The 13,177-nt window shown below is 36.5% G+C and carries 8 protein-coding genes; 5 read left to right on the top strand and 3 right to left on the bottom strand.

The annotated features are described in order from the left end of the window. Positions 1-92 precede the first annotated feature (92 nt). Entirely contained in the window at positions 93-932 is an 840-nt protein-coding gene (locus ACFS25_RS25100) for a hypothetical protein (protein WP_381506530.1), read from the bottom strand. 451 nt (positions 933-1,383) lie between these two features. Beyond that, positions 1,384-3,519, bottom strand: a complete 2,136-nt coding sequence (locus tag ACFS25_RS25095; protein ID WP_381506529.1) for a hypothetical protein — start codon at positions 3,517-3,519, stop codon at positions 1,384-1,386. An 898-nt stretch (positions 3,520-4,417) separates the two neighbouring features. Between ACFS25_RS25095 and ACFS25_RS25090 the strand changes: the two genes are divergently transcribed. The 4 genes from ACFS25_RS25090 (at position 4,418) to ACFS25_RS25075 (ending at position 8,823) form a co-directional block, all read left to right on the top strand. Next, positions 4,418-5,302, top strand: a complete 885-nt coding sequence (locus tag ACFS25_RS25090; RefSeq protein ID WP_381506527.1) for a DUF488 domain-containing protein — start codon at positions 4,418-4,420, stop codon at positions 5,300-5,302. A 6-nt stretch (positions 5,303-5,308) separates the two neighbouring features. Next, positions 5,309-6,127 carry a hypothetical protein gene (locus ACFS25_RS25085; protein WP_381506525.1) on the top strand — a complete coding sequence of 273 codons (819 nt, stop codon included), beginning with the start codon at positions 5,309-5,311 and terminating at the stop codon, positions 6,125-6,127. Between the two features lie 19 nt (positions 6,128-6,146). Further along, a complete protein-coding gene (locus tag ACFS25_RS25080) occupies positions 6,147-6,734 on the top strand; it encodes a recombinase family protein (RefSeq protein WP_381506523.1) in 588 nt (195 codons plus the stop codon). Positions 6,735-7,113: 379 nt separating this feature from the next. Continuing rightward, complete coding sequence (locus ACFS25_RS25075; protein WP_381506521.1) at positions 7,114-8,823, top strand: AIPR family protein; 1,710 nt, start codon at positions 7,114-7,116, stop codon at positions 8,821-8,823. A gap of 875 nt (positions 8,824-9,698) precedes the next feature. Here the strand turns inward: ACFS25_RS25075 and ACFS25_RS25070 are convergent. Next, the gene (locus tag ACFS25_RS25070) at positions 9,699-11,285 is read right to left on the bottom strand and encodes a hypothetical protein (RefSeq protein WP_381506519.1); all 1,587 of its coding nucleotides are present in this window, start codon (positions 11,283-11,285) and stop codon (positions 9,699-9,701) included. Between the two features lie 1,357 nt (positions 11,286-12,642). Here ACFS25_RS25070 and ACFS25_RS25065 point away from each other — a divergent pair. Beyond that, positions 12,643-13,152, top strand: coding sequence for an SgcJ/EcaC family oxidoreductase (locus ACFS25_RS25065; RefSeq protein WP_381506517.1), 510 nt, complete (start codon positions 12,643-12,645; stop codon positions 13,150-13,152). Positions 13,153-13,177 lie beyond the last annotated feature (25 nt).

Here is a 13,177-nt window from a genome sequence, read left to right as displayed (position 1 = left end):
GTGACGTTGGCATTCAGGCTTTTATGCCTACTCAACAACCACCGTTTTTGCGCTTAGGGTAAAGCTTAACAACGCACCCACTACATTCATTTTTATTTGTCAATTATTTGCTTTACAGAATCAATTGCAGCTTCGATATGAAATTTCGAAAACTCTTTTGAAACACTCTGAAAAGATTTGTCCGAGCCTAACAAGATAGCTGTTTCATTGAAAATTGGAATCATTAAGGCAAAGAAAATGCTAATCTCAACAATAATCTTTAAAATAGTAGGTAACGGCGATAAAATAATAATTGAATATTGTGAAATGTTCCTAAATCGTTTCCTATTTTTTTCTATTTTTATTTTTTCAGCACGTTTATTTAAAATAAAAAATGCCAGCGCGATCAAACTTGACCAGAATGTTGAAAATAATCCAAAAAACCAACCTAGTCCTACAAATATTATCCACAAAATTATATACTTAAAAATGAGATTCTGACTTTGATTTTGTATCCGCACAGTTTCAAACCTAGAAATAATATTTTGAAGCTTGGGTAATTTGTCATCTAGAAGTTCATTATATGCTGCTACATCTTTTGAACTTTTTCTTTTTATAGAATCAAAAGATAACTGGATTTCATTTTCAAGCTTCAAAGCTTCCGCATTCTTTTGTCTTGCGTCAGCCAACTTTGCTTGTGTATCGGCTGTAACATTCTCTGGTTGCTTTAATTGTATGAATAATACAACAACAATTCCTGGGATACTTAAAAATAGAGTCAAATTCTTTATCCAACCTTCGAGCTTTTCGGCAAAACCAGCTTTATTAGCTTTTGAGTTAGCGTCAATTTTATCAGTAAGTCTCTCAAGAGTATTACTAACTGCTACTACTTTATTTGATAGTGAATCAATGTCATTTTTTAAAGCTTGTTGTTTTAACTCTTCAGGTTTCATAAACTGTTTGGTTTAAAATGACGCACAACTCGCCGATTACCGCACTTTCAATATAAATCAGCACCTTGTATTGCCGAGATGTTTCATATTCTTACACCGGGGCGATTCCCGTTTTGCAAGAAAAATGACCCAACTGTAAAAGCCCGTAAACTGGAGCTTTTGCCCTGTCGCACGAAGCTGGAAATGAAGAATCAAAAGCCTGCCTACCCGAGACGTGCGGTTTATCACCCAAACGGTGGCACTCACACTTTTTTATTGCTGCTCGGAACACCCAACATCACTGGGTGTTGATGGTTGATAGCGAAACTACACTGAACAAAACCAACTTACGACCTTTACACATTCAGTCTATTGGGCTGTAAAGCTTTCTTCAAGACGTGCAGACTGTCTCCGTGAAGCTGACTCATACAAAGCAATAATTGATTAAGTAGGATTAGCTTAAAGTATAGCCCTACGGATTAAAATATATTTTACTGTTAGGATTTATCAATTTAATTGAGCCACCATTATATATCAGTCGTTTGACTTGTGCATCTTCCAGTGTTACAGAAATAAGATGGTTATCTGTGATTGTTACTTCCTGATAAGGAGCGGGAATGCAATTGCATGACCAAGTATTAGTCGCGTGCCAATTACCGGAAGTTACACTTCTTATTTGGTCTGGATATGGGTAAGAATTTGAAGATCCTGGTAGAGTACCTTTCAAATATTCTTCCAAATCTGTATAGCCATCACCATCCGTGTCCTTTTTTAAAGGATCAGTTCCTAAATTTGCTTCAAAAACATCTAATAAGTCATCACCATCTAAATCAGACTTAAGATCATTTTTTCGATTTGGATTTAAGCCGATTTTCTCTTCATATGTATCAGCAATCATATCACCGTCATTATCAGTGTCAACGATTGCAAACTGCCCAACTCCAGTTTTCCCATTACTTGATGCATAAACTAATAAAGGTAAACGACTATTTTTAAAGGGTTCAGAAGTAGAGTGAATAGATAATAATCCGTTTCCATCTATGGTAGCTATACTTGGGTCTACAGATAGTTGATAAGTAACCGGAATTGATGGAGTTGGGGATGAAACGGTTAATTGAATTGCCGACTTTGTATTAACAAAATATGTATTTCCAGCACTAATTTTTATCTCACTTTGATCAAAGGCCTGCTGTGAAAATAAGCTCTCTTTAGCTGGTGGAGATGGTAAATCTTGGTATCTAAGCTGCAGTGTAGCGTCTGAAAATGTTGAGGTTATAGACTTACGAATAATGGGTAAGGATTTTATAGTCTGATTCCCAATGTATTTTACGCCTTCAAATCCTTGTGCAATCCACCTTGCAATAATGGCTGAGGTTACGGTGATTTGTTCTAGTACGCTTTTCGGTAGTAGACTGGCATCATAATAATATGGATCTTGATAAAGCTCACTGAAGCAAGGAAGAACAGCATTTTCTAGGAAACCGTCATGCTGGCTATTCCATTGACTTATTGCTTCAGTGAAGGCGGAGTAATTAGGTTGGTAAGTGAAGAAACCAGGTGCCAATTCTTTAGCTGCGTGAATTCCAAAACCAGTTTCGAGTAGGCAATAGGCCTGACTATCATATATCTTACAAGTATAATTTTGACTTCCTTCACAAATTTTACCTTTAGCAAATGAATCAAATAAGTGTTTAATGAACCCTCCAGCCCAACCGTTTTCACCAGTATTATTGAATTCATTCATCGATTTCTGCTGAATACAAGCAAATTGTCTTCGATAAGCATACTCAGGCTTTCCTCTGCTTTTTTGAGCTTGGTCTTGGAAGTATTTAGCGAAATTTGTGCTATATCCTGGGTTATTCTGATTGTGCGAAAAATTATTTGTAGGAAATGGGTCACTCCAATTTAATTTATAATTTGGGCAAAATCTATTATAACAACTAACTTTATATTCGCCACAATCATATGTTTTATCTGTGGTAATTGAGTTAGTTTGATTGTAAAATGGATTCGTTTCAGGATTTACAGCTGACCAGTATGTATAATCATCAGTTGCACATCCTGTTGCGGTTAATTGAATTATCTCTGGAGCATTAGGATCGCTTTGGAGAGTCTGAACAGAAATACTAGGCTTAGGTAGTAAAGGATATACTTGAATATTATAAGTGAATACTCTCGTACTGGTAACAATCGGAGGGTAATTGTTTGGGTTGCACTCCGGTTTTCCATAATCGGTTTCCCAACGAAATGACGTAGAAATAGTGATTGTAGTTGACTGTGTTGCTTTAAATTTTATATAAAATATCACGGCATAAGAACAGGGATCACCACAGACGTTCTTATACAAAGTATCTTTTTGTTCTATTTTATTCCCTCCAGATATGATAAATTCATCCCAGTTGGGTTCATTTGTAATTTGATGAGGTACACAGTTCTCATCATAGACAGATTTGAATTTGTTAAAGGGCTGTTGATTATTAAAGAGAGCAAATGTGTCCCCTTCACATAAATTTAGAGTAACTGGTGTCCAATACTCAACATATTGGCTATAAACAAAACAGTTGCCTAATAAAATGAGGGAGAGAGTAAAAAGTATAAATTTTTTCATTGCTATTTTGGTTGTAAGGCTATTGCCCTGTATATACGAATACGATTCAATTAAAAGTGCTCTCAAACGTAATTTATACAGTTAGTCGAATGTGCCTTTTGTAGACTAACAAGTCAATCTCTTTACGAGCCGGATGGGGAGCTACTTGCGATGTGCGCAATTTAGGACAAGCCTGTAGACGACTATTTTATTATGTTCTCGTTTAGTTTTGTACCAGCAGTTGGTTAATATCTAAAGAAATACTTTAGTCGTAAAACTTCCAAATAATGGATCGGCGAAATGACTAAACGGTATATAAAATTTTTTGTGCAACGGGCTTGGTATATCGAAGGCTATCCTGATTATTTTCTTGATGACAAAAGTAGTTTACATCGTTTAAACCGACGGGAAGAAGTTGTCCCGTTAAAATGTGCACTTAAGCGTAATACGCAGGGACATGAATTAAAAAACTGTTCTACCGCTTGTCGCAATTGCGTCCGTTATTTCAGCTATATATTCTTACATATCATCTAATGGGCCCTTTAACGTGCTGATTTTATCTGTCCCGACTTTATATGCTGAAATCGTAACATTAAGCCTTTTTGTCTTATAATAAATTTGTCCCTTAAGTTACCGAATCGTGTATATCCATCACGGTCCATGCCCGTGATGGATATACACGATTCGGTAACTTAAGGGCGACCTGATTAAGTTGTAGCAAGCCTCTTAAAAAGGGTATATGCATTTCAGGATGGGGCAGTAGATTTTTCTGTAAACTAAAACGACCGTTTTTCCAAACTACTTCGTTTAGTCAAATATTCCTTCAAAACTGACTCTTTTTAGTTCGGAAAAACGGTTCAGAAAATTAGTTAAGAATTTGCTACCTTGTAGTCGTTTAATTGAACTGTTTCGCTACTGAATGTACTATCGTAGAAAAATATTGCTTGCCTTATTAGATTCCTTTGGGGGATCGGTAGGTAAGATCGACTTACAAAAGTTGTTACTACTCTTCACAAAATTTCAATCTAAACCTGCGTTTGATTTTGTTCCCCATCGTTTTGGTTGTTATTCCTTTCAATCGCGTCTCGATATGCGAGCGCTCAAAACGTATAAGCTTATCGATGATACACCTCAATCTTGGTTATTGACCAGTAAGGATGACTATACAGGTATGTTAACCCAAAGCGACCGGGATCATTTAAATTATATAAAACGACAGTATAGTTCGTATTCATCTGATGAGCTTATCAAGGAAACCTATCTTCGTTACCCCTATTATGCTACTCGTAGTGAGTTAGGAGCTAGATTATTAAATGATGTCCAGTGGGAAGCTATTAATAAGATACGTCCGAATAAGCAGCATACTGCTCTTTATACAATTGGCTATGAAGGTGTATCTATCGAAGCGTACTTCAACAAGCTTTTGTTAAATAACATACGCGTGTTATGTGATGTACGACGAAACCCAATCAGCCAAAAAGCTGGTTTTTCAAAATCCGACTTACGTCATATCTGTGAGGCACTTAGCATCCAGTACATTCACAAGCCTGAGTTAGGCATTCCCAGTGACCAGCGTCAACAGTTAAATACACAACAGGATTATAACACCCTTTTCGCTCAGTACTCTAAAAATCATCTGCCTGAGAATAGCCAATCAATCTTTGAAATATACAGGCTTGTACAAACCAACCAACGAGTAGCATTAACATGTTTTGAAGCCTCCTATTGCCAGTGCCATCGGTCTCAGGTAGCTAATGCAGTTCTCAATCTTCCAGAATGTGAGTTTGACCTAATCCACATATAAATTTTCATGGCGACTACTCGTGTTTTAATTACAGTAAAAACCTACCCAACTCTTTCCAATAAGTATGATGAATTAGTTTGTACAGCTGGCCTAACTGAAGCCGGACAATGGATCCGAATATATCCAATACAGTACAGGCAACTGGATTACAACAGTCAATACAAGAAATATGACTGGGTCGAATTAGATTTAATCCGCAATAAAGCAGATTTTCGGGCTGAGAGTTACCGGCCACTCACGTTAGATATTCGACCCAAGGTAATTGCTCATATTGACTATAAACCAAATTGGTCAGAGCGCAAAGCCATTGTTTTACCTACAGCCCAAACTAATTTGGGTAAAATAATTGCGGAAGCTAAGAACCCACAAATTAGAACGTCTCTCGCTACCTTTAAACCAACACGTATAATTGATTTTGATTGGAAAGGTGTCGATCGGGAATGGAGTTCTAATAAAACCAACTCGATGCGTCAGCTAAATCTGTTTGAACAGCGGGGAACCCTTCTTACAATGATCCGTAAAATCCCTTATAAATTTCGATATACGTTTATTGATGATAATGGCCAATTAAGCCGGGTAATGATTGAAGATTGGGAAATTGGCGCTTTATACTGGAATTGTTTACAGCGAGCTGATGGAGACGAGAAAGAAGCCTGTGAAAAAGTAGGACAAAGATATTTTGATGAGTTTGTTCATAAAAAGGATTTACATTTCTTTTTAGGCACAACTCAAGCACACCATCTACGTGCAAGAAATCCTTTTATTATTATTGGCACTTTTCATCCACCTAAAGAAAAGATCAATCCCCAGCTGTCCTTATTTTAAAACCTAGCAAAATTTTTTGATGAAAATTGGCTACGCCCGGGTATCAACCCAAGACCAGAATTTATACTTGCAAATAGATGCACTGGAGGCCACTGGTTGCGAGAAACTCTATCAGGAAAGAGCTAGTAGCGCTAAAGCGGACAGGCCGGAACTTAGAAAACTGCTGGATCATGCACGTACAGGCGACACGGTTGTGATCTGGAAACTTGATCGGCTGGGTCGATCCTTGGCACACTTGGTCGACGTGGTTACCAAACTGGAGAGCCGGGGCATCGGCTTGATCAGCCTTAATGATCCGGTCGATACAACTACAGCTCAAGGTCGCTTAATGTTCCGAATTTTTGCCAGTTTGGCTGAATTTGAACGGGAAGTCATCAAGGAGCGTACCCAAGCTGGGTTACAATCCGCTCGTAGACGAGGGCAGCGGCTCGGTAGACCAGAAGGATTGAGCAAGGAAGCAGAGAATAAATCTAGGATTGCAGAAAGCCTATATAAGGAAGGCAATTTATCGTCGAACGAAATCGCTCAGCAGTTAGGCATTTCAAAGACAACGCTTTATGTATATCTTAAACATCGAGGGCTAAAAATAGGTAAAGCAACCGATTAAGAATACCAACATTTTGGTTTACAAACTCCAAGCATCGATTTTAAAATCATTGGCCGGTCTAGGCAATGATTTTAAATAGGTTAGTTCTGCGGAAAAGTACGGCACCGGCCGCCCGGATAATTCGTCCTTTGCACCAGCAGTGTACAAAGCTGTCTCAAGAAAAGGAGCGTCTAATGCGATAATCTAATTTAGTGTAGTCAGGCCTCGATTAAAAGAAGTAATGTAGGGGATAGATTAGGTTGAATGAGAAAATTAAGGGAACAATTGCGTAAAATTGTAGAACGTTGCTATTGTCTCTAAAGCTCGGCTTAGATTTGTAAATCAAGCTGAAATAGAAGCCAATGGATTGAGTCTAGTAATTTACTTAGAAGCCAAAACGATGAGTGTCGTTCATATCAATCAGATTAAACAAAAGGTGGTAGACCTTTTCCAGGACAAATTAGATTTAAAAGATGTACCGGTTCATGATAAGGATAGAGAGGACAAAATAATTACCAGGTGTTTGGCAGCTTATGCTATTTATAATAATATAGAATGCACAGTTGATGAAGCTGCTCAGTCAGTAATTGATGCCGGGGATGATCATGGAATTGATGCAATCTATTACTCTCCTATTAATAAATTAATGCTGATAGTTCAATCTAAATTTAGAAAAGATGGGACAGGTGAACCAGATAGTGCAGCGGTTGGTAAATTCTGTGACGGTATTAAAGATTTGTTTGAAATGAATTTTGATAGGTTCAATGATAAATTCTATAAAAAACAAAATATAATTGAAGGTGGTTTAAGAGAATATGACACTAAATATTTAATGATTCTAATCGACACTTGTTCTGCGAAAGAATTAGCAAAACATGCTTCAACAAGGATAAATGATCTTTTAGATGAGCTTAATAATACTGGTGATGAAAGTTCTGATCCAATTATTAGTTATATCAGAATGAACCAATCTAAAATATATGATACTTTAGCATTAAGTGCAGGGAATAATCCGATAAATATTGAATTAGGTTTAACCCAATGGGGCAGCATTGTCGAGCCTTACAAGGCGATTTATGGAGCAGTTTCAGGTCAGGAAGTTGCTGGATGGTGGAATAACTATAATAATAGACTGTTCGAAAAGAATATAAGGCAAGTATTGGGAATGACTGATGTGAATGAAGAAATTGAAAAAACGTTAAAAGAAAACCCAACTTTATTCTGGTATTTTAATAATGGTATAACAATAATCTGTGATAAAATTGATAAAAATGCTGTTGGTGGCGGCAGTAGAGATTTAGGAGCATTTAAATTGACAAATATTGCAATAGTAAATGGTGCGCAGACAGTCAGTACGATTGGGAAGTATGCCCAGCGTAACCCAACAGCTAATAACTTGGAAAATGTTAAAGTGAATATTAGACTTATTCAGTTATCTGATACGTTTACATCATTTGGAAAGGATGTTACAAAATCAAATAATAGGCAAAATAGGATTGAAAACAGAGATTTTGTTTCGCAAGATCAGGAGCAGCAAAGAATTAAAGCTGAACTTTCTATTGATCGTATTGAATATAATATAATGCGATCCGAAAATTATGTGCAAAATGATAATTCTTTTGAGTTGACAGAAGCAACAGTTGCTTTAGCTTGTGCAAGTGGCAAGACTTCACTAGCAGTACAAGCAAAAAGCGGGATAGGTAAATTTTATGAAGATTTAGATAGAGGGATTTATAAGGAAATTTTCAATGCAAGTGTTTCAGGATATTACGTGTATAATTGTGTAAAAACAATACGATTTATTGAGAATGTTCTTAAAAGAGAAATTGCCGCTTTATTAAAGCGTTCTGGTCGAAAATATGGTATTTTAATACATGGGAATCGAATGATTGAATTGTTGACAATTAAAAAATTGAATATAAAAAAGGACTTAGATACTATTGACTATATTGTAGATGGAGATAATGTAACTGCTAAAGTTATGGAGGTGATTGATGATATTCATGAATTCATCGAAACGTCCTACCCCGAAAGTTTTCTAGCTACACTTTTTAAAAATACAACAAAGTGTACGGAGCTATTTAATTCTGTAAATACTTCAAGGACATAGAGGATATTGCCCTGAAAGCAGTAATTAGGCTACACTAATGAAGTGAAATTTCACTTCATTAGTGTAGCCTAATTACTTTAATATCTTTTAGAAAAAAAATATTAAAAACCATATTGAGATCATTAGGAATAAAATCTGAATGTAAAATAGCCTCCAAACCCATAATTCATAGAATTTAATTACTTTGGATAGATGATCTAATAAATTCTCATTGCCTGCTTTTTCAATCTTCCCTAGTGATGTTTTTTCTTTGTGAATGGCCCATCGAATTCTCACCTTATCTTTTGTCAGGCGAAAAGCCATAAGTCTAGCTAAAACTGCCAGTACACCTGCGGTAGCGGAAAAACCAAGCAAAACTAGGCTACTTCGATATAGGCAACTAGAACTTATTAGGTGTGACTGTGCCCATTTGTCTTTTTGACTTACCACGAAACTCAGTATGCCAATTGTAATTGTAATAAAAAGGTTGATACAAAAGGACATGAAGTCTATTTGCTTATCATGCCAACGATTGAATCTAATACGATAGGGATCATTTTCGGTCATTCGAATCCAGGTTTTGAAGAATCAAATATATATTCTAGACGCAATTTTCTAGGCTGGCCTGCCCGGATACTTATCGCCTGTGAGTTGATACTGATTGATATAACCGCATTAAGCCTAAGTTGAAACATAACATATGGAAAAAGCTCTTGTGCCGTTACGAACTTACTTGATTAAAGGAGTGGCGCATGAAACGCCCGGTTATCCGAGACGATACTTGAAAAGTTTCTTTGTCTCAGGAAGGAGCATTTTATGAGACGCTGTTATTTAATAACTATCCAACGCCATCAGTTGCATACGAGCTGGATAGCAGGATTGTAACAACGATTAAATTAATAAGCACTAAGGATATAACTCAAGGCAAAGGCTATATGGATAGAGCCTACCAAATACATAAAGTACAGATAGAATAGCCCCCACAGATTTTTATAATTTATTGCTTCATGGTTCAATTTCAATCCAAAATAGATCATAGCTGTAAAGAAAAAAGTGTATGAAATCCTATATTTTAAAACATTTAATATAGGCACTCGGCCTGACCATTTCGCAAATGCCTTACCTATATCTTCATCCTTGTAAACTGAGGAATATAGCTTATCAATAACTAACATATTAATGAAGAAAAAAAATAGAAAAAATAGCGGGAGCCATTTTAATAATATTCTCCATTTTTCATAGCCAAATAACCACCAATATTCGTTGAAAAAAATAATATACTTTCCCAGTATTGGCCAATCATGGTTTAATTGTAACTTTCTATATTCAATATCCCAGTTCTGCGCACTTTCTGTCATACCAACCTGCTTACATGTATTTATAATGGATTCATAGACACTACCTTTTTCATCAAGTGAAGCATCGTCCCCGAATCTTAACAGAAAGTTATCATATGGCAAAATAAATTTACTAGCATCAGTATTTTTTATAAATATTTCACACTTCTTATTGATGCCCTCTTTTTTAAATTCTTTTAACATTAAGTTTAGTATATTATCCCGTTTATATTCCGATAATATATCTGGCATACGTGTATACAGTTGTGCCTTTCTAAAATCAATTCTTGATCCAATATTTCCTGTACTACCATAATCAAAAGTTGTATTAATAAAATTAATTTCTCTTGGTAAAATAGTCTGATTAAATGTTGGAACATATTTTAGTTTTACATTAATAAATGTCAAAGGAGCTTGTATATAGCTATTATCAAATGATAAAATTCCATTGAATATTGAATTAATTATATTTATTTTAGCACTAAAATTAATGTATATGTTTTGAATCATCTCACCTTTAGCGCTTTCTTCGAGTGTAGTATCTGCCCAAATATCTGAAGAAAATAGACATCTTTCAAATTTTGCTTCGCCATTAAATATTGTTTCATCGATCGAAACATCATTTTTAATTATATTTGAATTCAATATTAGAGATTTATTAAAAGTCGATTTTGGAAAAAAAACATACTCTATTTTAGAATTAACTACAATTAATGATTTCTTGTACAAATATTCGTTTTGTAAGAGATCTAATGTTCTATTACCTAAAGGTCCATTAAATATTACATTTTGAAAATACAATGAATCATATATTATTGTTTTCTTGGCGTTATATATTAACTCTTTCTTTAAGAGCTCGTTCCATAACTTCCTTCGTTTCTCATAAATACTATCTCTCTTGCTCCCTAATAAATTAGCTTCATTAATAAGGTTTATTTTGTCATATTTATCGATTAAACTTCGACCTTTGTTGTAAACAAAAATTGAGTCTCCTTTTACTTCTACACGATACAAATCCCTTTCTTTACTTCCGATAAAAACATTTTTATCTGATGATAAGCTATATTTGTTAATTATTATCGGTTTCTGACTATATGAAGCGAATGCTAATAATAAAAAGTATGTAGAAAACGCTATTTTAAACATATGATTTTATGGTTTATTGTGCAAACCCACAATCAATAAAGCCTCGCATGGTGTTCGATAGATATTCAACTGTTTTCCTAAGTCTCTTTAGGTACCTGCCCGGTTAGTTGCTATAGTTACTAAACCGTTACTACTTCCGAGTAAAGTCAGGGCAAGACACGTTTCCTGTATTAGTCAAAATTGACTCATGTAGGCAAGCTTGTATGAGTTTATTTGAACCAGTATGTTAAAACAGTCAATGGTATGGGGCGCGCAAAGCGTGGCTTCATGTTTTGCAGCACACTTTGCAAAAACCCATTTGTAGCGACTTTAGACCGGGCTTCAGCCGAGTCCCAATAGGTCAGCATGACACACCGGTTGGTGTGCTAAGGGATCAGGAAACTGCCATTGACAAAACCATCCTACTCTTGGAGAGCTGGATCGACTTCGTTTCGAAAGTAATCCGTGGCATCAGCAATGGCTTGGGACTGTAGCGAAACCTGAATAATTCGGGTGTACATAGTCGTACGTGTTAAGTGAGAACGGGATGAAGTAGGTTGTTACAGTACAATACGGGTTGCCTTTGATGGACATTAAAACAAAGTCTAAGCTTATGCTACTTTATAATGGTTAAACGTCTTAACAATTTCGGGACTAAACACAGCTATTAGTTGTATATCATTGCCATAGCCATATAAGGGCCAACTTACTCAATGAAGAGTACCTAATTAACTTATAGCCAAACAACTCGATTATAATGCAACCCTAAGATATAGTACAAAGCCCACTTCTTATTCGAATAAGGGGCCTTGGAGGCTACGGAATCAATGCAAGCTATATCATAAGTACCTCATGGTATAGCTTGCGTTGCATCAGGATGCTGCTGGAGCTACGCTAGGCTGAAGTTTGGCTTTTTCTTAAAAAAGTTAACTGAGTACCATGGCTGTTACACGGGTTAATCAGGATCATTAACCAGTTACTAACTACGCACATTTTATGTACAGATGCAATGGCCATATCTTATCATTACATGAATGGATACTCGTTAGAGATCAGCGTTTATCGTTTTAAGTCGTGGCGACAGATCCGATTGATGGCAAAGGCAAACCATTTAACGATCACCGTAAGCAAATTATAGTCGACATCAGGTATCAAAACAAGCTGTCCAATTAAACGCCCATTTCTTGAAGCAGATAAATGAAGATTGAGTTGTCTCAGCAAGGAGCATTTTATGACAACGTGATTTTTACGAGCTGTCCCGTGGCCGGTCGGAATGCCTGGGTCAAAGTTTCTGCTGGTTTACCGATCAATAAAGCAGGTTAGGTGAGGTATATTCATTTGGGTAACTTACAAATTGGTTCATGTAAAGCCCATAATCATGATAATAGATTCAGCTTTCAGACGAGCTTTGGCGCTTACGCTCGTGCTTACTTCACCCCTCCTTCGCGCGCAAAATGCGCAGGACTCGTTGGCGATCCATACCATCCTACGACAGGAAGATCAGGCCTGGAACAAAGGGGATGCCCCGGCTTACGCCCAATCATTTTCCCCTGATGGCACGTTTACCAATATTGCGGGTATGTTCTTCAAAGGCCATAAAGCGTTTTTAGACCAGCACGAAGTAATTTTTAACAGCTTTTTTAAGCATACGGTCTTAAACCAGAAAATCGTCTCCCTGAAATTTGTCCGCTCCGATGTTGCCATTTTGGAGACCTTATGTCAGGTCTCCGGCTTTGCGAAAGAAGGGCTTCCCCCCCGAATTCAATTGGATGCCAAGGGGCAACTCAATACCCGTTTACTCCAGGTGGTCACCAAAGAATCCGGCGCATGGAAAATTGTCTCTTACCATAATGTTGATGTAAAACCCGGAACCCCCATCCCCGACTAGATGATGTCCTTTTTAAGAGTCTAAT

Source organism: Spirosoma flavum, assembly GCF_042686045.1.
Lineage (GTDB): Bacteria > Bacteroidota > Bacteroidia > Cytophagales > Spirosomataceae > Spirosoma > Spirosoma flavum.
Note: the sequence above shows the minus strand (reverse complement) of the source record. Positions and strands in the feature narration are given on the sequence as shown.